The following is a 24,367-nucleotide window of genomic DNA, read 5'->3' on the forward strand; positions in this document are numbered from 1 at the left end:
CCACGAAGCCGCCCTCGGGCGGCTTCATTCTTGTTGCGAAGGAACATCCGCGATGAACTATGAAAACCAAAGGTCGTCTGCCATCCAGGCTTCGCCGAGCATGGCCGTGTCCATGGCGGCGAAGAAGCTGCGGGCGGAGGGCCGCGACATCATCGACCTGTCGCTCGGTGAGCCTGACTTCGAGCCGCCCGCGCATGTGCTAGACGCCGCTTGCGATGCCGTGCGGGCAGGGGGCATCCGCTATGGTGCAGCGGCCGGCAATGAAGCGCTGCGCAAGGCGATTGCCGCCAAGTTCAAGCGCGACAACGGTCTGGACTACGCGCTGGACGAACTCACCATCGCCAATGGCGCCAAGCAGATCCTGTTCGACGCCTTCCTGGCGACGCTGGAAGACGGCGACGAGGTCGCCATTCCAGCACCTTGCTGGGTTTCCTATGGCGATATCGTTTCGCTGCATGGCGGCAAGCCGATCTATGTGCTGTGCGGGCCTGAAAGCGGGTTCAAGATTACGCCTGCCCAACTGGAAGCAACGATCACCCCGCGTACGCGCTGGCTGATGCTCAACTCGCCGTCCAATCCGACCGGCGCGATCTATTCGCAAGCTGAGTTCGAGGCCTTGGGCAAGGTTCTCGACAAGCATCCGCAGATCCTCGTCCTGTCCGACGAGATCTATGAACACATCCTCCTGCGCGATGTGCCCTTCGTTTCGTTCGGCGAAGCCTGTCCGCGGCTGCGCGACCGCACGCTGATCGTGAACGGCGTCTCCAAGGCCTATGCCATGACCGGCTGGCGCGTCGGCTATGCGGCGGGACCGAAGGCGCTGGTTTCGGCAATCAACAAGATGCAGTCACAAAGCGTGACCTCGGTCTGCCCGGTGGCGCAGGCCGCGGCAACTGCGGCGCTCGAGGGGGACCAAGCCTTTGTCGCGGAAGGCACCGCCAAGTTCCGCCACCGATCCGATCTCGTAGCCAAGCAGCTCGCCGGGACCGACGGCATCGACTTCCTCGCGCCCGATGGCGCCTTCTACGCCTTCATCGGCGTGAGCAAGCTGATCGGCCGCATCACGAAGTCGGGCGTCGAACTGACCGATGACTCCGCCGTGGCACAGCTGCTCCTCAAGGAGTTTGGCGTGTCCAGCGTCCCCGGCACCGCCTTTGCAGCCCCCGGATATATCCGCCTGTCCATGGCAGCGTCGGAGGAGGAACTCGAAAAAGCCTGCGCTCGCCTGAAGGACATGGTTGCGTCGGTTTGAGCTAGGCGCAAACAAGGAAGCCTTGTTTTGATCATTGAAACAAGGCGTTTCCATTGCTTGAGCCCCCATTCGACAACTCAAGCACCCTTCACCAGGTTGAGCGTCTTATCTGCCGCCGAAAGGTGAACAGTGCGGCCCCAGTCGAAGGCGATGCGGTCCTGTTCGATGCCGTCGGCGAAGATGACGCCGCCTTCGTTCATGCGCGACGTGACGGTGAGCGGCATATCGGTCAGCTTGCCCGCGCGCAGGGTCGTTGCCGTGGCGATGCTTGGAAAGGGCTCGCGGACCCAGAAGCCGACGGCGTGTTCTTCTCGGCCAAGGGTGAGCGCCAGATGCGTGCTTTCGGCGATCGAACGCGCCCAGCCCGTCGCGCCTGTTCCGGAAGCGACGATCAAGCCGCTGGAAGAGTGATCTTCGGCCGCTTCCGCCGTTTCGATGCGGTAGCGCGCGGATTGATGGCTGCCATGACCAACGAAGACCTCGTTGAGTGCCGTCAGCCGCTGCCCGTCATCCAGCATGGCTTGCACCATCGTCCGGTGCTCGATCTCGACCGCTGCGTTGGCGCTTGCAACCAGAAGCCTGGCGAGGCGGTCGACCGCTACGCGGACCAGCACGCCGTCGTAAAGATCGGGTGCGGGATTGACCCCCAGCACAGGCTGGCCGTCAAGATACTTGGCGACATTGGCGACAAGGCCATCTTGGCCCACCGGCACGATTACGTCATCGGACGCAAACTGGAAGCGATCGAGATCGGAGCGGCGAACAAGTGTCTGACGCCAGTCGGCTGGAACGCTCGCCCGCGCTCGGAGCAAAACCGCATGGAAGCGGTCATGCCGTGCTTCGACATCCTCGATGCGCTGGACACGCCTTTCAAGAAAGAAGCGGGCCTGACCGCGCGTCGCATGGCGCGCGATCAGGAGTTCGTAGTCGGTTTCGCGCGTCACGAAGACCGCGCGTGGGGTAAGCGCCCCGCCCATGGCTCAGCGTCCCGTGATCTGAACAGGCGCCTTGCGGAACTCGCCAAGCACGGAAGCAAGCAGGTCCGGCGTCACGTTCAGATGTTCGATCGTATCAAGCTTGCCGGCAAGTTCCTGGGCGGCAAGGCCAAGCAGGATTGCAGGCGGCAGATCGCGATAGGTCGCAATGCGCTGGCTCTCCGCATCGGCCTTGGCGCCTTCCACCAAACGGATGCGCTCGGCCTCGGCCTGCGCCTCCACCTGCCTGGCTTCGGCGACACCGGCGGCGCGATTGCGGGCATTCTCGGCTTCTTCGGCAATCAGCAGCTTTTCGCGCCGGGCAAGCTCGGTCTTCGTGGCCAACTCATTTTGTGCGATGGCGCGTTCCTTTTCGACCGCAAGAGCGCGGCGCTCGAAGGTCGCTTCATCCGCCTTCTGCTGGAGCGCTTCATAGGTCGGCGTCTGCAATGCGCGTTCGAGTTCGCTGGAGGGCGCGAGATTGGTGAGGCGCACTGACACCACGGCGATGCCGATCGAAATCAGGGCCGGATCCGTGCCAAGCACCACTTCGAGCGTTTCGCGCAAAGTCTCAGGTCCGGCATCCAGCAGGGCACGAACGGGTGCTTGCGCAAGGCGCTGCAGAACGGCCTGATTGGCGATGCCGGCGAGGCGCGCTTCGATCTTCTCGATAGGCTCGCCTTTAAGCTGGCCGGTGAAAAGGTCGATCGAGAAATCCACACGGGCGGCCAGCTTCTCTGGCTCAGCCACGTGCCAGCCGATCGTGCCTTGGACGGCCAGTGTCTGGAAGTCCTGCGAACGGCCGCGCACGAACAGCATCATTTCACGATCGTCCATGGGCAACTCGGCGATGCTGGCGGTTTCGGGATTGAACCAGAACACCAAACCGCGTCCGCTGCGCTTGATCGTGCCCTTGCGGAAGTGAACGATGTGGCTGCTCGCCTCGCTTCTGAGCTGGGAAAGAAAGCCGAAGCTGCGGATGGTGGCCATGATGTCAGTCTCCTTGGGGCCTGTCATTGAAAAGGAAGAGCTCTGCGGGTCGGAAGGAGGTGCCTTCTTCCCGCGTGCCGGTTGGGCTGATCCAGCCCTTGTCCTGCATGCGCCGCCGAAAGGCCGGCTTGTTCAGCGCCCGCCCGCTGATGGCTTCATGCACGTCCTGCAACTGGCGCAGGGTGAACTGCTCGGGCAGAAGCGCAAAGCCGACGGGCGAATAATCGAGCTTGCCGCGCAGGCGATGGATCGCGGTTGCGAGGATCTCGGCATGGTCGAAGGCGAGTTGGAGGACTTCGTCATCCTCGTTGCGCACCGAGATCGCCACAGCATCTTCGTGGGAAAGCGGCGCCTCAATACGGGCAGGCAGAAGCGCCTTGTTTTGCCGTAAAGCAGCAGTGAAGGCCGCCTCGTTCAACAGCGCCAGATAGGCCACGCTGACGATGCGCATACGCGGATCGCGATCCGGCGTACCGAATGTGTAGAGCTGTTCCAGATGCGCAGTTTCAATCCCGGCCTTGTCCTGCATGACGCGCAAGGCCGCCGCTTCCAGCGTTTCCCGTTCGCCAACAAAGCCGCCGGGTAGGGCCCAGAAACCTTCAAACGGTTGCGCGTTCCTTTGGAGCACAAGCACGGTTGGAGCCTGATTGCGAAGGCCAAGAAGAATGAGGTCAACGGTGACTGCCAGCTGGGGAAACGCGCTCGGATCATAGCTTGCAAGGAAGTCGTCCTGGGTCATCGCTCACCCCCTAATATACATTGTGAGCATTACTTAAACGCATATTGCATATATGTCAACGGGTATGATCGAACGTCTAGGCACGTACAGGCCTATGTCCACCTCCGCTGGATCGTGTTACGCAAGGGAAATTGGCGAACTGTGGCGGCGGGTGATGGCCAAGCCAGATGAGACGTCCGAAATTATCGAGCGGATCTACGACGTTGCCGTCGATCCCTCGCGCTATGAAGCGATGCTCGATGTTTGGGAGCAGCGCCTGTCCGTGCTTCGGCTGAAGGCGGATGAGGAAGCCAGCCTGCCGATCGAGGCCGATACAGGCATCGAAGCCCATCTCGAACGCGCCGACATCTTTCTCCAGCGCTTGTTCGACCTTCAGGCGGATGCGGGGCGCTCTCCCCTCGACCTGGAAGCCAAGGCTGCCTTTCTGGTCGATCAAGCTCTGCGCATCGACAGCGTCAACGAGGCCGCCCGTGCGACGCTCGGGCTCGCGCCGGGAAGGGCGCTCGACGGCCTGCCGCTCCATTCTGATGATGTTGCCAAGCTGAAGGCTGCCATTCGGCGTCAGCTTCCGGCAAAGACGCCCGAGCCGACCTTGCTCCGCTTCACGTCAGCAAGCAGTGATCGGTCGATCCTGTTCCATGTCGCGCTCTATCTGCCGGGAAATGGGCAAACGCCGTTCGTTCTTGTGCGGACAACAGAACTCGGCTGGCCGACGCATCTGTCCAAGACCATGCGCGAGGCGTTCAACCTGACTGCGGCTGAAGTGGAAGTGGTCCGCGCGCTGGCGGAAGGTCGCTCCTTGCGGGAGATTTCAGAGGAGCGTGGCCGATCCCTGGCAACGGTGCGGACGCAGATCAGCGCGATCCTGGCCAAGACGGAAACGCATTCGCAAACTGAGCTGATCCGGTTGACGCTCGGTCTCATGGATGTGGTTGGAACGATCCCGGCCTCGCGCAACGGATCTCTGGGCGCCTCCACGCTTCTGCCGATCCCTTTCCGGTCTCGCCTGACGCCGGATGGCCGCCGCTCCGACTGGATCGAGTTCGGTGATCCCGGTGGTCGTCCGCTCCTGTTCCTGCCCCTGGATTACGGAATGATCCGGTGGTCGAGACAGGCTGAAATTGCTGCCGAACAACGCGGCATCCGCGTCATCTCAGTTGTCCGACCGGGCTATGGCTTCTCGGCACCCTTGCCGGCCAAGGTCAGCTACCGGGAAGGGGTAGGCGCCGATTTGCGAGGGCTTCTCGATCATCTCGGCATCGAAAAGGCCGCAGCCCTCGTGCTGGGTGCCGATCTTCGCTTTGCCATGGCGCTTGCGCGTCTTGATCCCACGCGTTTGACCGGCATCTTCGGGTGTTCTGCAGCACTGCCGGTGGTGAATGCGCGTCAATATGAGCGCATGGGCAAATGGCACCGCTTCATTCTTGCCAATGCGCGCTATGCGCCGCGGATCCTCCCCTTCCTCGTTCGCTCAGGCTTTGCGCTTGCCCGCTCGGTCGGCAAGGAAAGCTTCTTCCGGTCGGTGAATGCAAGTTCGCCGGCCGACCTGCGCACCTTTTCCGATCCCGAAATCCGCGCAGCCATCCTGCTGGGATCAGATATTTGCCTCAGCTCCGAGCATTCCGCACACGATGTTTTTGCTAGGGAGTGCATCGACAGCGAAAGTGATTGGGCCGATCTGGTTCGTGCCTGTTCTGTGCCAGTGCGCCTGTTGCAAGGGGCGGAAGACCCGCAAACACCAGCGCAAACCGTGCGCGAACTCATGCCGGTCTTCCCACATCTCGATATCGAAATTGTCGAGGATGCAGGCCAGTTGCTGTTCTTCCAGCATTGGCCCCGCGTGCTGGACGAACTGGAAACCATGCTCCCGAAGTAGGCCCTACGGCTAAGTTGCCAGCCAGGACAGGGCGATGATGATCAGGATCATTCCGGTCATAACATCCAGCGTGCGCGAGGCTCGCCCATAAAGCTTCTTGACCGAAGGAAGGGAGAGCAGCACGGCCACCAGCCCGAACCAAGACAGCGCCATCAGAAACACGCCGGCTGGCAAAACCGTATCGATCATCCCGATCTTTGCCGAATGCGCCGCCAAGGCGATGCTGGAGAAGAACGCAAAACTGATCGGATTGGTCAGTGCGGTCAGCAGACCGATTGTAAAGTGGTTGCCCTGTCGGGCCTGTCTCGTCGGCAAGCCGTTTGCTGCCTCGGCAAGAAGCGCCCGTCGAACCGTCCGCAAGCCGATCAAAAGCAGCAAGGCCGTACCGATAAAGGGACCGATGCTCCCAAGCGCCTGCGATACCCGCAAACTCGTCGTGCCGCGCAGGATAAGCAGGATCAGCAGGCTGGCGCCGCAGGCAAGTCCGATGGCGACTGTCGTTGCTTCCCGGCGCGAGGCGGAAAGGCTTGTCTGCGAAACCACGGCAAAGCTCGGTCCAGGCGTGACAAGCATGGCTGCATAGGCTGCGGCATATCCAAGAAGGCTCGACGCCTCCGCCTGCACCGCCAAACTCTGCCACATGATGCGTCGATCCTCCCCGATGTTGCCAGGGAGGATCGCGTCGCCGTCAATTCAGCGCATCATGCATTTGCAGTATGATGGTGTTTGTTGGAAGATGAAGCCTAGAAGCAAGAACGCTTTGCTCGCTAGTTCACCCAAGTTGCGCAACGCGGCTCAGCTAAATGGCTGATCGATCGAAAGCGATGGCTCGGTGAAGAAGACTGGTCCAATGTCGGACATATAGATGATGTCTTCGAGCCGCACGCCGCACTCGCCGTAAAGGGCGAGCATGGGTTCGTTCGAGAACACCATGCCGGGTTCGAGCACGGTCTTGTTGCCGCGCACGATGTAGGGCTCCTCGTGCATGTCCATGCCCAGCCCATGCCCGGTGCGATGCGGCAGGCCTGGCACCTTGTAGTCTGGACCGAAGCCCGCATCGGTCAGAACTCCACGCGCGGCGAAATCGACCTCCTCGCAAGGGGTGCCTAGCTGTGCGGCGTTGAAAGCAGCGTGGTGCGCTTGTCGCTCCAGCGTCCAGAGTTCCCGCTGTCGCTCGGTCGGCGTGCCGAAAACATAGGTGCGCGTGATGTCGGAACAATAACGGTGAATGTGCGCACCCAGATCGATAAGCACCATGTCACCGTTCTTGAGCGTCTGCGGGTAGGGCACGCCATGGGGGTAGGCGGTAGCCTCGCCAAACTGCGCGGCCGAAAAGATGTGTCGCATTCCAAGCTTTGCGTGCGCGGCCGCGATGAAGTCCGTCACCTCCGTGGTCGAGATCCCTTCACGAAGCCCCTGCCAAACAGCCTTGTGGACGCGCAGGCTTGCGCTCATCGCGGCTTGAATGATGGCGATCTCCGTCGCCGATTTGATCTGCCGGCAAGTGGCGATGATCGCTTTCGCACTCCTGACCTTCAAGCGATCGCCGACCTGGTCGGTGATCGCGCTGGAGAAAACGAACGGCGTCATGGGGTCGAAGGCAAAGCTGTCGCCCTCGGCGCTCAAGTCGCAGAGAAGCTGGGCGACAAGCGAGGCGGGGTCTTCGTGTTCTTCCCAAACCGCGATCTGGCCTTCGATCTGGATCAGCGTCTGTGTCTTGGGTTCTTCGAAAGCCGGGCTGATATAGATCGGCTCCCCCGAGACAGGTATGATCGCGCCATGCAGACGCTCGCTCGCGCCGAGCGTCATGCCGGTGAAGTAGGTGAGGCTGGTTGAAGTATCGAGATAGGTCGCCTTGATCCCTTCCTCGCGCATCAGCCCCTGCAGCTTGGCAATTCGCGCTTTTAGCTCCTGCACGGAGATCGGCGCCACCGCTGCCGCAATATCCTCGAACTCGGCCAGCGATTGGTCGAACGACTTGTAAACAGGGGCACTCATTCCGAAGTCCTAACACCAAGTTCCGCGATCTTGAGCATCAACGCGACCGCAACTTCCATATCCTGCACGGACACCCACTCGAGAGGTCCGTGGATTTCCTGCATGCCGGCAAAGAGGTTCGGGCAAGGAAGGCCCATTTCCGTGAACCGCGAGCCATCCGTGCCGCCTCTGAACGCCGTGAACTTGGGCGTCTGGCCGATCTCGATCATGGCGTGCTCCGCCAGATCGACGGGGCGTTTGTCCTTTTCCAGCCAGTAGCGCATGTTGCGATACTGCGCGCGAATGCTGCAGGAAATCTTCGCACGCGGCTCAAACGCCTGCAGCTCGGCGGCGAGGTCCTGGATCAGCTGTCCCTCGGCTGCCAATCCATCCAGCTCGTAGTCCCGGATGATGACGCGAATGACGACCTCGGACGAGCCGCCGCTGATTTCGGTGGCATGAACATAGCCCTCACGCCCCTCGGTCGTTTCCGGGCTCATGTCCCGCGGAAGCGCGGCAACGAACCTGGACGCCAGCACGACGGCGTTGACGAGCTGGTCTTTGGCCAGGCCGGGGTGGATCGAAACGCCTTCGATCCGGATAATCGCCTCATCGGCGGAAAAGGTCTCGAACTCGATCTCACCGACCTTTTGGCCGTCGAACGTATAAGCGAAGTCGGCCCCGACTTCCTGCACCAAAGCGGGGTACACGCCCTTGCCGATTTCTTCGTCCGTGGTGAAGCAGATCCTGATCGGACCATGCGGCAGATCGGGATTGTCGATCAGGTGCTTGGCAGCCGTCATGACGATGGCGACTCCCGCCTTGTCATCGGCACCCAGCAGCGTGGTTCCGGACGCGGTGACGATTGTATCGCCGACTTTCTCGCTGAGATAAGGAACCTGTTCCGGCGAAAGAACCAGTGAAGCGTTGTCCGGATAGCGGATGTCACCGCCATCATAGTTCCGGATCACCCTCGGCTTCACGCCCGTCGCATTGAACTGCGGTGTGGTGTCCATATGCGCCATAAAGGCGATCGTCGGGCCGCTCCTGTTGCCGGGGATCGTCGCCAACACCGCGCCGTGATCGTTGCGCGTCACATCGCTTGCCCCGATGTCCCGAAGCTCCTGCTCCAGAACCTTGCCCATCTCGATCTGCACGGCGCTGGATGGATGCGTGCCACTCTTGTCGTCGGCCTGGCTGTCGATCGCGCAATAGCGCACGAAGCGGCTTTCGAGATCCTTGGCGAAGTCAGACATGGTTTACTCGCATTGCAGGTTTCGCATCAGGCAGGGCATCATTCCGCCAGATCGACGGTCTCGAACGTGTAGTCACCAAGCGGGCTCACCACAAAGCCTTCGACTTCCTTGCGCATGGGCACATAATGGGTGGAATGGGCGATCGTGAACCACGGCGCTTCCTTCTTGAACACTTCCTGCGCCTTTTCATAAGCGCGTGTCCGGGCGCCCATATCCGCGTTCACCTTGGCCTCTGCCACCAGCGACGAGAACTCCTCGTTGCACCAGAAGGCCCGGTTTGCACCGCCACTGCCGGCGCCTGCACAGGTCAGCAGTACCGAAAGGAAGTTGTCCGGATCGCCGCTCGCGCCCGTCCAGCCCAGGATTACGGCGCCGTCGCGTCCAGGCTCCATCGATTTTGCGAGATATTCGCCCCATTCGAAGCTGACGATCTCGGCCGTGACGCCGACCTTGGCGAGATCGGCCTGCATGATCTCGGCCGTGCGGCGACCGTTCGGCATGTAGGGGCGCTGCGCCGACATGGCCCAGAGCTTCATCTTCAGGTCGCGGACGCCCTCTTCTTCCAGAATCTTCTTTGCCGCCTCGGGATCATACGGATCATCGACGACACGATCATTGTAGGACCACATCGTCGGCGGGATTGGATTCTTGGCAGGCTGCGCACCTCCGAGGAACACGGAGTCCACGATGGCCTGCTTGTTCATCGCCATGTTCAAGGCCTTGCGGACCTTCGGGTTGTCGAACGGCGCCATTTGCGTGTTGTAGGCGAGATAGCCGACATTCAGGCCGGCTTCCTCCTCAATCTTGAGCTGAGGATCGGCCTTGATCCCCTCGATGTCGGCAGGCGCCGGGTAAGGCATGAGGTGACATTCGCCTGACCTCAGCTTTTGAAGACGCACCGCGGCGTCCGGCGTGATCGCAAACAGCAGATCGTCGACCTTTGCCTTCTCACCCCAGTAATCCGGGTTCTTCTGGTAACGGATTGCGGCGTCCTGCTGGTAGGCCACGAACTTAAAGGGTCCAGTGCCGATAGGCTGGGTGTTGAAGTCCGGCTGCCTGCCAAGCTGTTGAAGCTGGTCGGCATATTCCTTCGACATGATCGACGTGAAGTGCAGCGCCACCGTCGACAGGAAGGGCGCTTCCGGACGGCTCAGCTTGAAGCGGACGGTGTGATCGTCGACCCTCTCGATGGCCTCGATCAGCGTGTCGAACTCCATCGAGTGGTAATATTCATAGCTCGTACCCGGCAGGTATTCGTGCCAGGGGTTCTTCGGGTCGCCCTGGCGTTCGAAGGTGAAAATGACGTCGTCCGCGTTGAACTCGCGGGTCGGCGTAAAGGTCTCGTTGGAGTGCCACTTCACACCTTTGCGGAGGTAGAACGTGTACGCCTTGCCATCTGGCGAAACCTCCCACCGTTCCGCCAGGCTGGGAATGATCTCCGTTGTTCCCGGCCGGAAGTCGAGCAGGCGATTGTAGATGGGATGTGCCGAGGCATCGAAAGTCGTGCCGGCAGTATAATGCGAGGGATCGAAGCCCTCGGGGGATGCTTCCGAGCAATAAACAAACGTCTTCGAGAAGGCTGCTGTAGGCATCGCCATCGCTGCTGAAGCAAGCAGAATGCCAGCAAGGGTTCTGTTCATCTCGATATCTCCTCTGCCGACACCACGCCGCCGTTTGGTAACGTATCATCTACCGTCGGAGATGCTCTTTCCGCAACAAAAGCTATCCACAACGATGGTAATTGGCCGCATAGCGGGCGACTTGAGAGGCGTGGTGCGACTGATAAAGCCGCCAGGGAACGGCTGCGAAAAGCCGCCTAGATCCAGTCCCGCAAGCGCGACAATCTTCCATGGCAAGTGCCCATCTCAGCGCCAAATGCACGCAAAATATGCGGGTTGAGAGAAGCACTGAACAGGCTCATTTTTGAACTTTACAAATGGTATAAAGTGATAACAATAAAATCTTGATGCGCTTGCATGCGCCGGCCTGGAACATCTTTCCGGTCGGAGCGCGGATGCCGGCTCAGGAGGAACAGGAGGTCAGCAATGGAAACGTCATCGCTCACGGCACGCCAGCTTTTCGAGCATGCCAAGGCCAACCCGACGCGCAGGCGTTTCGGTTTCGGGCGTAAGCCGATGCTGATCAATATCGACCTTCAATGTGCTTACACTGCCGTCGGTGAGTTCGCGACGGCTTATGAGACCGATCCCAAGCAGCTCGATTATGTGAACGCGCTGGCCGATCTGGCGCGGCAGAAGGGCCTTCCGATCACCTGGACCTATGTCGCCTACATGGATTCGGGCGAGGATTGCGGTGTGTGGGGAACGCGCACCGACACGCCGGACTCCTTGCAGAACATCAAGGTCGGCTCGCGCCGCGCGGAGTTCGATCCGCGCCTCAAGATCGACCATGTGAAAGACATCGTCATCAACAAGCGCATGGCGTCGCCGTTCCACGAGACGAACCTGCAATCTCTCATGGTCTGGCATCAGTGCGACACGGTGGTGATCACGGGCGGATCGACCTCCGGCTGCGTACGCGCCTGTGTGGTGGATGCGATTTCGCGCGGCTACCGGGTTGTGGTCCCGGAAGAATGCGTCGCCGACAAGCATGAAAGCCCGCACTTCGCCAATCTCTACGACATTTCGGTGAAGTATGGCGACGTGATCCCGGTTGCCGAAGCGATCGCCTGGTACGAGGCGTACCAGCCGGAGGCGCGCTGAGATGGCCGCTGACGCAAAACCTATGCAATCCGATCTCGGTCTCTACGACTATCTGCCCTGGAACGAGCGACCGAAGATCGTCTGGCCGGGCAACAAGAAGATCGCCGTCTGGATTGCGCCGAACATCGAGTTCTATGAATACGATCCGCCGAACAATCCGACCCGCACCCCATGGGCGCGGCCGAACCCGGACGTGCTCCAATACTCGCACCGCGACTACGGCAACCGCGTCGGCTGGCAGCGGATGATGGCGGCGATGGATCGCGCCGGTTTTCGAGGTTCAGTGTCGCTCAACGTCGCGCTGTGCGACCACCATCCCGAGATCATAAGGGCATGTGCGGATCGCGGCTGGGAGTTCTTCTCTCACGGCATCTACAACACGCGCTACGTCTACAACATGACGATCGAACAGGAGCGGGAGATCATCCGCGACGCGTTCGATACGGTGCGCAAGCATACTGGTCAGGAGCTTGCCGGCTGGCTGTCGCCGGCGCTGTCGAACAATTTTTGGACCATGGACATCCTGTCGGAAGCCGGCATCCAGTATACCTGCGACATGTTCCATGACGACCAGCCCATGCCGGTCAAGGTCAAGAGCGGCAGACTGATCTCGATGCCCTATTCGCTCGAGATGAACGACGTCATCGTTTACAACACCCAGAAGGTGACGCCGCGCCATTACGGCGAGATCATCAAGCGCCAGTTCGACCAGCTCTACAAGGAAGGTGCGGAAAGCGGCACGGTGATGTGCATCCCGCTTCATCCATACCTTGTCGGCCAGCCGCACCGCATCGATGCCTTTGCCGAAGCGATCGAATATATCGCTGGCCATGACGGCGTTTGGCAGACGACGGGTCGCGAGATCGCCGAAGCCTATCATGCATCAGGCGCTTACGACGCCTTCAACGCCGCCATGGCGGCGCATAAGGCGGAAGGGGGATCACGCTGATGCCGCTGCCCGACAACTATCTCGAATACCCGCATCGCCGCTACGGCATGGATCACGACCGTTATGATTGGTCGGACATGTTCCAGCGCAAGCCGATTGCCTGGCCGAACGGCGCGCGGATCGCGCTGTCCTTGGTCACGCATGTCCAGTATTTCCCGCTCGACATGCCGTCCAAGCCCTTCAAGGCGCCTGGCGCGCTGTCGATGCCTTATCCGGACTTCCGCTATTATACCAATCGCGACTACGGCAATCGGGTCGGCGTGTTCCGGGTGCTGCGTCTCCTGGCCGAAAAGGGTTTGAAGACCAGCTTCGCGATCAACGGCATCATCGCCAAGCGCTATCCGGCTTTGCTGCGCGCCGTTGTTGAAGGCGGCCATGAGATCGTCGCCCACGGCCTCGACATGGGCAAGGTGCATCATTCCGGCCTGTCCGAGGAGGAGGAAAACGCAATCGTGGTCGAAGCCCTGCGCCTCCTGCGCGAGGAAAGCGGGCAGGCGGTCACCGGCTGGCTGTCGCCGGGCCGGGCTCAGAGCTTCAACACGCCCGACATCCTTGCCCGCAACGGCGTCGCCTACGGCCTCGACTGGGCCAATGACGATCTGCCCTACGAGATGCGGACCGGGGCAGGGCCTTTGGTCGCCATGCCGCTCGCCTATGAAACCGACGATCGGGTTGTGGCGGACGAGTATTTCCAGTCCGAGCCGCAATGGGTTCAGCAGGTCAGGGATCGCTTCGACGTGCTTTACCGCGAAAGCGCTGAAGGCGGCGGTCGGGTGATGAGCCTGCCGCTGCATAGCTGGGTGTCCGGCATGCCTTACCGCATCGAGTATCTGCGGGAAGTCCTCGACTACATCCTTTCGCATGACGGTGTGTGGAACGCACCGGCTGGCGAGATCTGTGCGGCGTTTCGCGCGTCGAACTGAGCTCGCATCAGGGTTTCGGCGCCAGCCTTTGCCAGCGCCGGACCTTCAAGTGGAGACGATCATGGCAGCCAATGCCGCACCTCGCACGATGCTAGGCAAGATCTGGGATGAGCATGAGATCCTGCGCCATCCGGCCGGGCCGTCGCTGCTTTATATCGACCGGGACATGATCCACGAAGGCAGCTTCCATGCCTTCGCCGATCTCAAGCGTCGCGGCCTGAAACCGCGCCGTCCCAAGCAGATCTTCGGCGTTGCTGACCACTATGTGCCGACGCTCGGTCGGCGCTCGGAAGATGCCGCCAGCCCGGCCATCGCCCGTATGATCGACACCTTCGACGAAAACATGGAATGGGGCGGTTTGCGCCATTTCGGCCTGACCAGCCGGGAGCAGGGCATCGTCCATGTCGTGGCACCCGAACAAGGCATCACGCTCCCAGGCCTGACGATCGTCTGCTCCGACAGTCATACGTCGACACAAGGCGCGCTGGGCGCGATCGCGTTTGGCATCGGTCAATCCGAAAACGCCCATGTGCTTGCGACGCAGACTTTGTGGCAGCTGAAGCCAAAGACCATGCGGGTCACCGTGAATGGGGTGCTGGGTCAGGGCGTCACCGCCAAGGACGTGATGCTGGCGCTGATCGCCAAGATCGGTGCGGCCGGTGCGGGCGGCTATGCCATCGAGTTCGCCGGCCCGGTGGTCCGTAACTTCTCCATCGAAGCGCGCTTAACGCTGTGCAACATGTCGATCGAGGCCGCCGCCCGCTTCGGCATGGTTGCGCCCGATGAGACGACCTTTGCCTATGTCCGAGGCCGGCATTATGCGCCGTCCGAACAGGAATGGGATGCGGCGGTTGCGCATTGGCGCGAATTCGTCAGCGACCAAGGCGCTGTTTTCGACCGCGAAGTGGTGCTGGAGGGCGCCGAGATCGCGCCGATGGTAACCTGGGGCACAAGCCCTGAGGATGCCGTTGCGATCAACGGCCGCGTGCCGGACCCCACGATCTTCGACAATGCCGACAAGCGCAAGTCTGCCGCGAAGTCGCTTGAATATATGGAACTGGCCCCCGGCACGCCGCTCGACGGGCTCAAGCTCGACAAGGTCTTCATCGGCTCCTGCACCAACAGCCGCATCGAGGATTTGCGCGCTGCAGCCTCCGTCTTGAAGGGTCGCAAAGCGGTGATCCCCGCAATCGTCGTGCCCGGATCGACGCAGGTGAAGGAACAGGCGGAGGTCGAAGGACTGGCCCAAACCTTCAAGGAAGCAGGCTTCGAATGGCGTGAGTCCGGCTGCTCCATGTGCGCGGCGATGAACGGCGACGTGGTCGGTCCGGGCGAGCGCTGTGCCTCCACCTCGAACCGTAATTTCGTCGGCCGCCAGGGTCCAGGCGCACGCACGCATCTGGTCAGCCCCGCAATGGCGGCAGCCGCTGCCATCAGCGGTTGTCTCACCGATGTGCGGCGCATGTGAGGGAGCGGATCGGATGAAAGCCTTCACCAGTGAGACATCGAGGTTCGTCGCCGTTCCCGGCGTGAACTGCGACACCGACCAGATCATTCCCGGCCGCTTCCTCAAGGCGGATCGTGCGCAGGGCTATGGCCAGTTCCTGTTCCACGACATTCGTCGCGATGAAAGCGGTGAACTCGACCCTGCCTTCCCCTTGAACAAGCCCGGTGCAGACAGCGCGACCATCCTGCTCGTCGAAGACAATTTCGGCTGCGGATCCTCGCGCGAAGGCGCGGTCTACGCACTGGTCGATCACGGCATTCGCGCACTGATCGCGCCGAGCTTTGGCGATATCTTCTACAACAATGCCCTGAAGAACGGCGTCGTGCCGGTTCGTCTGCCGCTCGCGCTGTGCGACGCGCTTGCCGAACATCTCGCCGAGTTCCCGGATGCGGAAGTGACCGTCGACCTCGAAAAAAGCGAGGTGATCCTTCCAGCCAATCTGGGCACCCATCCCGTCAGCATCGATCCTTTTGCGCGCGAGGGCATCCTGCGCGGGCTCGATGAGATCGAGATGACCTTCACTTACGCCGAGCAGATCCAGGCTTTCGAACAAGCGCGGATTGCATCTCATCCATGGCTGGGTCGCTGACGGACGAACCAGCGCAAATAAGCGCCGTCGAACAATGGGAGACTGTTTATGAACTTCAGAATTGATCGCCGTGACCTCTTGAAAGCCTCTGGTGCGCTGGCCGTGACGCTCGCGACACCGTCCATCCTGCGTGCACAAGGCGCCACCGTGAAGGTCGGCGTGCTCGAGCCGCTCACCGGCAACCTCGCTTACAACGGCACGCAGAGTGCGGCCGGCGCAAAGTTTGCTGCCGACAAGATCAACGCTGCCGGCGGCATCAAGAGCATGAACGGCGCTCAGATCGAGCTGGTCGTGGTGGATGCGCAAAGCCGCCCAGAAGTCGCCGCTTCATCGGTCGATACGCTTGCTCAGGCCGGTGTCGTCGCCTTTACCGGCGCAACGGCCTCCGCGCTCGGTCTGGCCTCCTCGCAAGCAGCCGCGAAATATGATCTGGCGCAGGTTTTCTCCATCGGCACCGCCGAGAATATCGTCCAGCGCGGACTTCCCAACGTGTTCCGCTTCACGCCGGGCGTGAACAAGTGCACCAGCGTCGCGCTTGAAAACCTAAAGCTGTTGAACGAGGGCGCCGGCAACGTCGTGAAGACTGCGGCGATCGTCCATGAAGACGGCCCATTCGGTTCCAACATGGCGAAGATCATGGCTGCGGAGCTGCCCAAGCAGGGCATCGAAGTCGTGGAAACCATCTCGCATCCGACGCCGCATCGCGACTTTTCCAACATTGCGCTGCGCGTAAAGGCCTCGAAGGCCGATATCCTGATCCCGTCGAACTACATCAACGAATACACGCTGATGGCTCGTTCGCTGCGCCAGCAGCGCGTGGAACTGAAGGCGATCTATTCGATCCTCGGCGGGGCGGCCTCCAACATCAAGTTCGTCCGCGAAAACCAAGAAGTTGCGCAGTACGTCATGGACTGCAATCACTGGTACGATCCGAACAAGGAGGACTCGAAAGCCCTCGCTGCGGCGGCTTCCGCAGCGGGTCTGGATCTGACCTACGATGTCATGGTGTCCTACGCCACGGTGCAGGTCATTGCCGATTCGCTGGAGCGCAGCGGCTCGGACGATCGCAAGAAGATGCTGGAAGCCCTTGCCGCCTCCACCTTCGACCAGTCGATCATGCCTTATGGGCCTACCAAGTTCGTCAACGGCGACAACGTCAACTCACGGCCCGTGAACACGCAGATCCGTGGCGAAAAGATCGAGCTTGTGTTCCCCAAGGAATTCGCAAGCGCCGAGCCGGTGTTCCCGATCCCGGCCAAGTAAAAGCCGGCTCGAAGCTCCGGCGGGCAATCGTCGCCGGAGCTTTCATTTGCAACTTTTTCGAGCGAACCTGATGTCGAGTCTGATCTTGCCTGCCGTGTTGAGCGGCCTGATGATGGGGGCGGTCTATGCGCTGATAGCGCTGGGCCTGACCCTCATCTATGGCGTGCTCCATATCATCAACTTCGCGCATGGCAGCCTGCTGATGCTGGCACTGTTCGCGGTCTATTTCCTGAACTTCTATCTCGGCATCGACCCATATCTGGCAATCCCGATCGTGCTGCCGGTCTTCTTTGCCCTGGGCTATGCGCTGCAGCGCGGGTTGATCTCGCCCATGAGCAGCGGCTCGGAACAGAACGTTCTTTTGATCACGCTGGCATTGTCGATGATCATCGACAATCTCGCGCTGTATTTCTGGACCTCGAACACCCGATCCGTCGACATCCCTTATGCCTATGACACGGTCGAGATCCTCGGCGCCTTTCTGCCGCTCGGCCGCGTTATCGCCTTTGGTGCGGCCTTGGCGGCAGCACCGCTTCTGTGGCTCTTTATGGCGCACACTCGCACAGGATCGGCGATCCGGGCGGTGGCGATCGAGAAGCGCGGCGCCGAGCTCGTCGGCATTGACGTCAACCACACCTATGCCGTCTGCTTCGGCATCGGCACGGCCTGTGTGGCCCTGGCGGCCTGCCTTCTTCTGCCGACCTTCTATGTCACGCCGCAGGTGGGCTACACCTTCGTGCTGGTCGCGTTCACCACGGTTGTTCTCGGTGGAATGGGCAGCCTGCTCGGTGCGCTCATCGCCGGCCTGCTGCTTGGCGTGATCGAATCCCTTTGCGGTCTTTTCCTGGGTGAGAGCCTCGGCCAGATCGGCATCTTCGTCGCCTTTATCCTGATCCTTTTGTTCAAGCCGTCCGGTCTGCTGGGCAAGGTGGGACGCTGATGAAACTTCAGTCTGCTGGTCAAATCGCGCTGGTTGTCGCTGCCTGCGCCTACCTCCTCAGCGTTTACCTGATGTCCTCGCCGGTCTGGATCGGCTTCACGATCAACGCGCTCATCGTCGCGATTATCGCTCTGTCCTGGAACATCACCGGTGGCTTCGGCGGCATGTCCTCCTTCGGCCATGCCGCGCTTTACGGCACGGGCGCCTATGCATCCGCGATCCTTCAGGTGCAGTTCGGCGTCAATGCCTGGATCGCGTTCGGCTTTGGCATCATTGCCGGCGCGGCGATGGGCGGCTTTATCGGGGCGCTGGCTTTCCGTTACGGTCTCAAGGGCTCCTACTTCGCCCTGGTGACGCTGGCTTTCGCCGAAGTGCTGCGCATCTGCGCCTCGTCGTTCGCCATCACCGGTGGCGGCAGCGGCTTGCAGCTGCGGCTCGACCCAGGCGTCGGAACGCTGCAGTTCCCGGATCGCACCGTGTTCTACACGATCCTTCTGGTTGTCGTGGCGCTTGTGATGCTCCTCACCTTGCTCATCAAGAAGTCCCGTTTCGGCGCCTATCTGGTCGCCATTCGCGAAAACGAGGATGCAGCCCGCGCGCTCGGCATCGACACCTACAAGATCAAGGTTCAGGCGATGGTGATCTCGGGCGCTTTCGGCGGCCTCGCCGGCGCTCTTTATCTTCAACTCTTCCTCTTCATCGACAGCACGGTTGTTTACGGCAGCGCCGTGTCGATCGAAGCGCTGATCGGCCCCATCATTGGCGGTGCCGGGACTGTCTGGGGACCGTTGATCGGAACGCTGGGCCTGCATCTCCTGAGCGAAGGCGCCAAGCATCTCCTTCCAAATGCGCCGGGCCTCAACTTCGTGCTGTATGCCATTGTTCTGATCTGCGCGGTGCGTCTTCTCCCACGCGGCCTGATGGGCCTGGCCGCCCTTTTTGGAACCTTCAACAGCCGGAAGGATGACGACCATGCTTGAGGTCCGTAATCTTTCGAAGAGCTTCGGCGGGCTGCAAGCAGTCAGCGATGTTTCGCTGGATGTGCCGGAAGGATCGATCGTCGGGCTGCTCGGCCCTAACGGTGCGGGCAAGACCACTTGCTTCACCATGATCGCGGGCTTCACCAAGCCCAATGCAGGCAGCGTGACATTCGAGGGCAAGGACATCACAGGCCTGCCGCCGCACCAGATCTGCGCACGCGGCATGATCCGCACGTTCCAGATCGTGCAGCCTTTTGCCGGGCTGACGGTGCAGGAAAACATCGCAGTCGGCGCTTATCTGCACCACCATGAGCGCCAGGAAGCCATGGCGCTCGCTCGCGACGTCGGCAAGCGGCTCGGCATGGGCAACATGCTCGATCGACCTGCATCTTCGCTCACCATCGCCGGGCGCAAGCGCCTGGAACTCGCCCGTGCCTTGGCCACTGGCGCCAAGCTGCTGCTTCTCGACGAGGTCATGGCGGGTCTGATTCCCTCCGAGATCAACGAGATCGTGGGCATTATCCGGCAGATCCGCGAGGAAGGCCACACCTTCCTGATGATCGAGCACGTGATGCAGGCGGTGATGAGCCTCGCCGAAACGGCTTACGTCCTCAACCAGGGTAAGCTGATCGCACACGGACCGCCGCGCGACCTGGTCAAGGACGCTTCCGTTGTCGAAGCCTATCTCGGCCACGGCGCGGCCGCACGCCTGCAGGATGAACACCATGCTTGAGATTTCGGGTATCCAGGCCGGCTACGGCTCGATGGCGGTTCTTCAGGGGCTCGATCTCCAGGTGAAAGCCGGCGAAATCGTCGCGCTGCTTGGCTCCAACGGCGTCGGCAAGACGACGCTCAACAACGTCATTTCCGGCTTCATCCGCCCGACAGCCGGTTCCGTGAGCTTCAAGGGCGAGGTTATCAACGGCCGCAAGCCGAGCGAGATCGTGGCCGCGGGCATCGCCCAGGTGCCGGAAGGCCGCAAGATCTTTCCGAACCTGACGATCCGCGAAAATCTTCGGCTCGGCGCCTATCGCCGCGCAACAGCCAGGGTCGAGCAGAACTTCGAGCGCGTTTGCACCATCTTTCCGCGTTTGAAGGAGCGGCTTGGCCAGTCGGCCGGAACACTGTCGGGCGGCGAGCAGCAGATGCTGGCGATCGGGCGGGGCATGATGTCGGAGCCCGACCTTCTGATCCTCGATGAACCGTCGCTCGGCCTGTCCCCGCTCATGGTGGAGGAGATGTTTGCGCTGATCACCAAGATCAACGCCGATGGCGTCGCAGTGCTTTTGGTGGAGCAGAATGTGATGCAGTCGCTCGGTGTCGCCAAGCGCGCTTACGTCCTCGAACAGGGCCGCTTCGTCATGCAAGGCGAGGCGGCAACGCTGCTTGCCGATCCGCAACTGCGGCAGGCTTATCTCGGCATGTGAATGCGCCGGACGCGCAATCACAGCCTGGCTCTACAATGAATTGGAGAACACCATGTCCTTAACGCGCACAAAGCGCTTGCGGCAGGCGCTTGCAGGCAAGCGAGCTGTCATGGCTCCCGGCGTGGTTGACGCCATGTATGCCCGTCTCGTCGCGGAAGCAGGCTTCGAGGCCATGTATATGACCGGCGCCGGCACGTCGGCGACCCGTCTCGGCTACCCCGATGTCGGCCTTCTCACCATGACCGAGATGGTCGACAACGCCACGCGCATCGCCGATGCCTCGGACGTTCCGCTGATCGCCGATGCCGACAACGGTTTCGGCGGACCGCTCAATGTGCGTCGCGCAATCCAGCTCTACGAGCGTGGCGGGGTTGCCGCGATCCATCTGGAAGATCAGGTGCTGCCCAAGCGTTGTGGTCACCTTTCGGGCAAGCAGCTCGTTCCAGCAGCCGACATGGTCGCCAAGGTGAAGGCAGCCGTCGACGCCCGCATCGACCAGGACTTCGTGGTGATCGCGCGGACGGATGCCTTGTCGGTGGACGGCCGTGATGCTGCCTTCGACCGTGCTGAAATGTACCGCGACGCGGGTGCAGACGTGATCTTCATCGAAAGCCCCGGTCCTGACGACCTCGCTCATATCGCGCCGCGCTTTCCCGGTATTGCGCTGCTTTACAACATGGCGACCTCCGGCAAGACGCCGTTCCTGAAGCGTGAGGAAATCGAGGAACTCGGCTTCAAGCTGATCATCTATCCGAACTGGCTGCTGCTTTCGGCGATGGAGGCCGCGCGCAAGACCCTCGAGATCATGAAGACGGAAGAGTCGATCGCCTCGGTTGCCCCCAACGTCATGAGCTTCAAGCAGTTCTTCGACACGGCACGCATGGCTGAGGTTCAGGAGCTGGAAGCGCGCTACGGCACGCCGGAAAACAGCCGCACCGGCTACTGAGGCTTTTCAAGGAGGCGCAGCGCGCCTCCGCCCGTCGAACAAGAGGTTGATCATGGCGCTTCTCAGTCCCGAAGGCGTAACGTTCGAATTCGAAGTTCCGGTTGTGGTGGTGGGCGCAGGCGCCTGCGGCCTCGTCGCCGCCCTGGCGGCCCATGATGCCGGGCAGTCTGTGATCATTTTGGAGCGGGACGAGAACCCGACCGGGTCGACCTCGCTTTCCGCGGGCCTGATCCCGGCGCCGTGCACCCGGCTTCAGAAAGAAGCCGGCATCGAGGACAGTCCTGAACTCTTTGCCGCGGACATCGTCGCCAAGACGCACGACCATACGCCCCACGATCAGGCGTTGGTTGCTGCCCGCGCTGCCGGGCCGATGATCGACTGGCTGATGGAAAAGCATGGTATCGAATTCGAGCTGGTGACCGGCTTCCTATATCCCGGCCATTCGCGACTGCGCATGCATGGGCCCAAGAGCCGCACGGGCGCCGATCTCGAACAAGCCTTGCTGGCAGCCGTTTCCAATGCCGGCATCGACCTCATCACCGGCGCTTCGGTCGAGGACATCTATGCAGACGCTTCAGGTCACGTCGTCGGCGTGCGCTGCCGCCGGTCTGATGGTGCAACCGAAGATCTCGGCTGCCAAGCGCTGATACTGGCCTGCTGCGGTTTTGCGGGCGATGCGCAGATGGTGCGCCAATACATTCCCGAAATTGCCGATGCCGAATGTTGCGGTCACCTGTCGAACACCGGCGATGCCGTGAAGTGGGGAACAGCACTTGGCGCGGCGACCGCTGACATGGGCGCGTATCAGGGCCACGGCTCGGTCGCCCATCCGCATTCCCTGCCGCTAACCTGGGCCGTGATCACCAAGGGCGGCATTCTCGTGAACAAGGATGGTCAGCGCTTCTCCAATGAAATGCGCGGTTATTCCGAGCATGGCGCCGAAGTGGCGGCGCAGCCGGATCACATCGCATGGGACATCTTCGGCGCGTCCGGCCATGAGGCTGCGGAAGGGTTTTATGATTATCGCGAGCTTCGCAAGCTTGGCGCGGTCAAGACGGCGGACACGGTGGAAGAGCTATCCGAGGTCACGGGGCTTCCGCTTTTTCACCTAAAAGCGGAATTTCAGGCCATTGAAGAGGCGATTTCTGCCGGAAAACCGGATCGTTTCGGGAGAAACTTCGCCCAAAGTGACGTCCTGAAGCCGCCTTTTTACGCCGTGAAGGTCAATGGCGCGCTGTTCCATACGCAGGGCGGATTGGTCATCGATGACCAGGCAAGGGTGCTGCGACAAGGCGGTGAGCCTTTGCCGAACCTGTTCGCCGGCGGCGGTGCCGCGCGCGGAGTCTCGGGTGATTCCAACTACGGCTACCTATCGGGCAACGGTCTTCTGACAGCCACGACCTTCGGCAGGCTCGCCGGCATGAGCGCTGCACGAATTGCCGAAGCAGCTGACGCCTGATCCACAAACGCGACGAGGGAGGAAACATGAAGAAGGTTCTGGTGATCGTGCCTTTTCCGATGGGTGAGGAAGACCTCGCCCGGCGGCAGGCACAGATGAAGGCGGTCGATCTCGGGCCGGGCATCGAGTTCCACTACAAGGCGGTTCGGGTCGGGCCGAAGAACTATTCCAGCCAGCACGACATGGTGCTCGCGGATATCTCCATCGTTGACGCCGGGCTCGACGCGGAGAAGGACGGCTTCGATGCGGTTTGCATCGACACGATGTCGGACAGCGGCATGGCGATGCTGCGCTCGGTCCTCACCATTCCCGTCATCGCGCCCGGCCGCCACGCCATGCTCGTGGCGCAGATGCTGGGGGAGAAGTTCTCGATCCTGATGATGTGGGATCGCTGGAAGATGCTCTACACGAAAACGCTGGGCGAACTCGGCATGGAGCACAAATGCGCGTCCATGCGCTCCATCGGCGTGACGCCGGACAACAAGAGCCTCCTGTCCGGCAAGGAAGAAGAGGTGTTCCCGCTGCTACTCGACGCAGCAAGGAAGTGCGTGGAAGAAGATGGCGCGCAGGTGCTGATCCTGGGCTCCACCACCATGCATGAGGCGCATGGCTGGTTGTCGAAGCAGATCGGCGTACCGGTGATCAATCCGGGACCGCTGACCTACAAGCTTGCCTCGATTGCGGTCGACCTCAAACTCACCCACAGCAAGGCCACCTGGCCGACGCCGCTGGCGCCCAAGCACGAGATGATCCGCGCCATTGGCGCGGCAGGCGCGGCCTATCTGGAGGGACGCCCATGACCCGCATCCTCGTCATCGTTCCCTTCGCGCTGGATGCCGAAGGCGTCAGGAACCGTGAAGCGCAATCCGGTTATGTGCCGCTGCCCGATGGTTGGGAACTCATCTATCGCCCGGTGACCTGCGGCCCGACCTCCTTCATGTCGCCCCATGATTGGGGATTGATGGATCTCGCCATCTTCGAAGCCGGCTGCAATGCCGAAGCCGAAGGGTTTGATACCGTTTGCATCGACACGATGTCGGACAGCGGCATGGTTGCGCTACGCTCCGTGCTGTCGATCCCGGTCATTGGGGCCGGCAAGGCGTCCATGCTTTACGCGCTGACGCTTGGCGGGCGCTTCTCCGTTCTCGCGCAATGGGAGCCGGCGCTGCCGCGCTATCGCAAGGCCATCCGCGAATATGGCTTCGACCGGCAATGCGCTTCCGTGCGGAGCTTCGACCAGCCGCCGGACTTCTCCAACCTTCTCGACGGCAAGGAAGACAAGGTGTTCCCGCGCATGCGCGATGTCGCCATGCGCTGCATCGAGGAAGACGGCGCGGAGGTGATCTGCCTTGGCTCGACCACAATGCATCAGGCCGGCGAATACCTTGCCGCCAATCTGCCGGTGCCGGTCGTCAATCCCGGCCCGCTGACCTACAAGCTCATGGAAACGTTCCTGGCCCTCGGTCTCACCCATGGCCGCGACGTTTATCCGGCGCCGGTCGAACCGCGGCTCGACATGGTGCATGCCATGATGAAGGCCGGTGCTGCAGCGGAAAACGCGGCCAAGGGCTGAGCCTGTCCAGCTGTGCCGCCTGGT

At 61.4% G+C, this 24,367-nt stretch carries 23 protein-coding genes; 16 read left to right on the forward strand and 7 right to left on the reverse strand.

The window, feature by feature from the left end:
- Positions 1-52 precede the first annotated feature (52 nt).
- Positions 53-1,252, forward strand: a complete 1,200-nt coding sequence (locus IE166_RS00415) for a pyridoxal phosphate-dependent aminotransferase (RefSeq protein ID WP_189500821.1) — start codon at positions 53-55, stop codon at positions 1,250-1,252.
- Between the two features lie 77 nt (positions 1,253-1,329).
- Here IE166_RS00415 and IE166_RS00420 read toward each other — a convergent pair whose 3' ends face one another.
- The 3 genes from IE166_RS00420 to IE166_RS00430 are packed head-to-tail and all read right to left on the reverse strand — an operon-like array spanning position 1,330 to position 3,955.
- Positions 1,330-2,229 carry an NAD(+)/NADH kinase gene (locus tag IE166_RS00420; RefSeq protein ID WP_189500823.1) on the reverse strand — a complete coding sequence of 300 codons (900 nt, stop codon included), beginning with the start codon at positions 2,227-2,229 and terminating at the stop codon, positions 1,330-1,332.
- Between the two features lie 3 nt (positions 2,230-2,232).
- Positions 2,233-3,216 carry an SPFH domain-containing protein gene (locus IE166_RS00425; RefSeq protein WP_189500825.1) on the reverse strand — a complete coding sequence of 328 codons (984 nt, stop codon included), beginning with the start codon at positions 3,214-3,216 and terminating at the stop codon, positions 2,233-2,235.
- Between the two features lie 4 nt (positions 3,217-3,220).
- Positions 3,221-3,955, reverse strand: a complete 735-nt coding sequence (locus tag IE166_RS00430; protein ID WP_189500827.1) for an NUDIX hydrolase — start codon at positions 3,953-3,955, stop codon at positions 3,221-3,223.
- Positions 3,956-4,109: 154 nt separating this feature from the next.
- On the opposite strand from IE166_RS00430, the gene IE166_RS00435 reads away from it, so the two are divergent.
- Entirely contained in the window at positions 4,110-5,831 is a 1,722-nt protein-coding gene (locus IE166_RS00435) for a LuxR C-terminal-related transcriptional regulator (protein WP_189500829.1), read from the forward strand.
- A gap of 9 nt (positions 5,832-5,840) precedes the next feature.
- Here the strand turns inward: IE166_RS00435 and IE166_RS00440 are convergent, their stop codons facing one another.
- The 4 genes from IE166_RS00440 to IE166_RS00455 form a co-directional block, all read right to left on the reverse strand.
- Positions 5,841-6,473 carry a LysE family translocator gene (locus IE166_RS00440; protein ID WP_189500831.1) on the reverse strand — a complete coding sequence of 211 codons (633 nt, stop codon included), beginning with the start codon at positions 6,471-6,473 and terminating at the stop codon, positions 5,841-5,843.
- A gap of 153 nt (positions 6,474-6,626) precedes the next feature.
- A complete protein-coding gene (locus IE166_RS00445) occupies positions 6,627-7,829 on the reverse strand; it encodes a M24 family metallopeptidase (RefSeq protein WP_189500833.1) in 1,203 nt (400 codons plus the stop codon).
- Positions 7,826-9,064 (reverse strand): peptidase T, encoded by a 1,239-nt coding sequence (gene pepT, locus IE166_RS00450; RefSeq protein WP_189500835.1) that lies wholly within the window; start codon positions 9,062-9,064, stop codon positions 7,826-7,828. The genes IE166_RS00445 and pepT overlap by 4 nt, the downstream gene beginning before the upstream one ends.
- 38 nt (positions 9,065-9,102) lie before the next feature.
- Entirely contained in the window at positions 9,103-10,704 is a 1,602-nt protein-coding gene (locus tag IE166_RS00455; protein ID WP_189500837.1) for an ABC transporter substrate-binding protein, read from the reverse strand.
- Between the two features lie 405 nt (positions 10,705-11,109).
- On the opposite strand from IE166_RS00455, the gene IE166_RS00460 reads away from it, so the two are divergent.
- The 14 genes from IE166_RS00460 to IE166_RS00525 all read left to right on the forward strand — a co-directional run bounded on the left by IE166_RS00460 (position 11,110) and on the right by IE166_RS00525 (position 24,343).
- On the forward strand, positions 11,110-11,787 hold the full coding sequence (locus tag IE166_RS00460) for an isochorismatase family protein (RefSeq protein ID WP_189500839.1): 678 nt from the start codon (positions 11,110-11,112) through the stop codon (positions 11,785-11,787).
- Position 11,788: 1 nt separating this feature from the next.
- Complete coding sequence (locus IE166_RS00465; RefSeq protein WP_210312929.1) at positions 11,789-12,736, forward strand: polysaccharide deacetylase family protein; 948 nt, start codon at positions 11,789-11,791, stop codon at positions 12,734-12,736.
- Entirely contained in the window at positions 12,736-13,659 is a 924-nt protein-coding gene (locus tag IE166_RS00470) for a polysaccharide deacetylase family protein (RefSeq protein ID WP_189500841.1), read from the forward strand. Before IE166_RS00465 ends, IE166_RS00470 begins: the two co-directional genes overlap by 1 nt.
- A 61-nt stretch (positions 13,660-13,720) precedes the next feature.
- Positions 13,721-15,127: a 3-isopropylmalate dehydratase large subunit gene (gene leuC, locus IE166_RS00475; RefSeq protein WP_189500843.1), complete on the forward strand. Its 1,407-nt coding sequence runs from the start codon at positions 13,721-13,723 to the stop codon at positions 15,125-15,127.
- A gap of 13 nt (positions 15,128-15,140) precedes the next feature.
- The gene (leuD, locus tag IE166_RS00480; protein WP_189500844.1) at positions 15,141-15,755 is read left to right on the forward strand and encodes a 3-isopropylmalate dehydratase small subunit; all 615 of its coding nucleotides are present in this window, start codon (positions 15,141-15,143) and stop codon (positions 15,753-15,755) included.
- A 48-nt stretch (positions 15,756-15,803) separates the two neighbouring features.
- Entirely contained in the window at positions 15,804-17,018 is a 1,215-nt protein-coding gene (locus IE166_RS00485; RefSeq protein WP_189500846.1) for an ABC transporter substrate-binding protein, read from the forward strand.
- A gap of 70 nt (positions 17,019-17,088) precedes the next feature.
- The gene (locus IE166_RS00490) at positions 17,089-17,958 is read left to right on the forward strand and encodes a branched-chain amino acid ABC transporter permease (RefSeq protein WP_189500848.1); all 870 of its coding nucleotides are present in this window, start codon (positions 17,089-17,091) and stop codon (positions 17,956-17,958) included.
- On the forward strand, positions 17,958-18,938 hold the full coding sequence (locus IE166_RS00495; RefSeq protein ID WP_189500850.1) for a branched-chain amino acid ABC transporter permease: 981 nt from the start codon (positions 17,958-17,960) through the stop codon (positions 18,936-18,938). Before IE166_RS00490 ends, IE166_RS00495 begins: the two co-directional genes overlap by 1 nt.
- Positions 18,931-19,671, forward strand: coding sequence for an ABC transporter ATP-binding protein (locus tag IE166_RS00500; RefSeq protein WP_189500852.1), 741 nt, complete (start codon positions 18,931-18,933; stop codon positions 19,669-19,671). The genes IE166_RS00495 and IE166_RS00500 overlap by 8 nt, the downstream gene beginning before the upstream one ends.
- Positions 19,664-20,365, forward strand: a complete 702-nt coding sequence (locus IE166_RS00505) for an ABC transporter ATP-binding protein (RefSeq protein ID WP_210312930.1) — start codon at positions 19,664-19,666, stop codon at positions 20,363-20,365. The genes IE166_RS00500 and IE166_RS00505 overlap by 8 nt, the downstream gene beginning before the upstream one ends.
- Positions 20,366-20,417: 52 nt before the next feature.
- Positions 20,418-21,311, forward strand: coding sequence for an isocitrate lyase/PEP mutase family protein (locus IE166_RS00510; protein ID WP_189500856.1), 894 nt, complete (start codon positions 20,418-20,420; stop codon positions 21,309-21,311).
- Positions 21,312-21,363: 52 nt separating this feature from the next.
- Entirely contained in the window at positions 21,364-22,770 is a 1,407-nt protein-coding gene (locus tag IE166_RS00515) for an FAD-dependent oxidoreductase (RefSeq protein WP_189500858.1), read from the forward strand.
- Between the two features lie 26 nt (positions 22,771-22,796).
- Positions 22,797-23,570: an aspartate/glutamate racemase family protein gene (locus tag IE166_RS00520; RefSeq protein ID WP_189500860.1), complete on the forward strand. Its 774-nt coding sequence runs from the start codon at positions 22,797-22,799 to the stop codon at positions 23,568-23,570.
- Complete coding sequence (locus IE166_RS00525; RefSeq protein WP_189500863.1) at positions 23,567-24,343, forward strand: aspartate/glutamate racemase family protein; 777 nt, start codon at positions 23,567-23,569, stop codon at positions 24,341-24,343. Before IE166_RS00520 ends, IE166_RS00525 begins: the two co-directional genes overlap by 4 nt.
- Positions 24,344-24,367: the final 24 nt, after the last annotated feature.

The sequence above is a fragment of the Tianweitania populi genome (assembly GCF_014652875.1).
Taxonomy (GTDB): Bacteria; Pseudomonadota; Alphaproteobacteria; order Rhizobiales; family Rhizobiaceae; genus Tianweitania; species Tianweitania populi.

Bases quoted from the DNA above. Each gene is read 5' to 3' on its own strand.
- IE166_RS00445 (WP_189500833.1), bottom strand. From the start codon at position 7,829: ATGAGTGCCCCTGTTTACAAGTCGTTCGACCAATCGCTGGCCGAGTTC.
- pepT (WP_189500835.1), bottom strand. From the start codon at position 9,064: ATGTCTGACTTCGCCAAGGATCTCGAAAGCCGCTTCGTGCGCTATTGC.
- IE166_RS00525 (WP_189500863.1), top strand. From the start codon at position 23,567: ATGACCCGCATCCTCGTCATCGTTCCCTTCGCGCTGGATGCCGAAGGC.
- IE166_RS00425 (WP_189500825.1), bottom strand. From the start codon at position 3,216: ATGGCCACCATCCGCAGCTTCGGCTTTCTTTCCCAGCTCAGAAGCGAG.
- IE166_RS00520 (WP_189500860.1), top strand. From the start codon at position 22,797: ATGAAGAAGGTTCTGGTGATCGTGCCTTTTCCGATGGGTGAGGAAGAC.
- IE166_RS00465 (WP_210312929.1), top strand. From the start codon at position 11,789: ATGGCCGCTGACGCAAAACCTATGCAATCCGATCTCGGTCTCTACGAC.
- IE166_RS00415 (WP_189500821.1), top strand. From the start codon at position 53: ATGAACTATGAAAACCAAAGGTCGTCTGCCATCCAGGCTTCGCCGAGC.
- IE166_RS00515 (WP_189500858.1), top strand. From the start codon at position 21,364: ATGGCGCTTCTCAGTCCCGAAGGCGTAACGTTCGAATTCGAAGTTCCG.
- IE166_RS00440 (WP_189500831.1), bottom strand. From the start codon at position 6,473: ATGTGGCAGAGTTTGGCGGTGCAGGCGGAGGCGTCGAGCCTTCTTGGA.
- IE166_RS00455 (WP_189500837.1), bottom strand. From the start codon at position 10,704: ATGAACAGAACCCTTGCTGGCATTCTGCTTGCTTCAGCAGCGATGGCG.
- IE166_RS00510 (WP_189500856.1), top strand. From the start codon at position 20,418: ATGTCCTTAACGCGCACAAAGCGCTTGCGGCAGGCGCTTGCAGGCAAG.
- leuC (WP_189500843.1), top strand. From the start codon at position 13,721: ATGGCAGCCAATGCCGCACCTCGCACGATGCTAGGCAAGATCTGGGAT.
- IE166_RS00435 (WP_189500829.1), top strand. From the start codon at position 4,110: ATGGCCAAGCCAGATGAGACGTCCGAAATTATCGAGCGGATCTACGAC.
- leuD (WP_189500844.1), top strand. From the start codon at position 15,141: ATGAAAGCCTTCACCAGTGAGACATCGAGGTTCGTCGCCGTTCCCGGC.
- IE166_RS00420 (WP_189500823.1), bottom strand. From the start codon at position 2,229: ATGGGCGGGGCGCTTACCCCACGCGCGGTCTTCGTGACGCGCGAAACC.
- IE166_RS00495 (WP_189500850.1), top strand. From the start codon at position 17,958: ATGAAACTTCAGTCTGCTGGTCAAATCGCGCTGGTTGTCGCTGCCTGC.
- IE166_RS00505 (WP_210312930.1), top strand. From the start codon at position 19,664: ATGCTTGAGATTTCGGGTATCCAGGCCGGCTACGGCTCGATGGCGGTT.
- IE166_RS00490 (WP_189500848.1), top strand. From the start codon at position 17,089: ATGTCGAGTCTGATCTTGCCTGCCGTGTTGAGCGGCCTGATGATGGGG.
- IE166_RS00460 (WP_189500839.1), top strand. From the start codon at position 11,110: ATGGAAACGTCATCGCTCACGGCACGCCAGCTTTTCGAGCATGCCAAG.
- IE166_RS00485 (WP_189500846.1), top strand. From the start codon at position 15,804: ATGAACTTCAGAATTGATCGCCGTGACCTCTTGAAAGCCTCTGGTGCG.
- IE166_RS00470 (WP_189500841.1), top strand. From the start codon at position 12,736: ATGCCGCTGCCCGACAACTATCTCGAATACCCGCATCGCCGCTACGGC.
- IE166_RS00430 (WP_189500827.1), bottom strand. From the start codon at position 3,955: ATGACCCAGGACGACTTCCTTGCAAGCTATGATCCGAGCGCGTTTCCC.
- IE166_RS00500 (WP_189500852.1), top strand. From the start codon at position 18,931: ATGCTTGAGGTCCGTAATCTTTCGAAGAGCTTCGGCGGGCTGCAAGCA.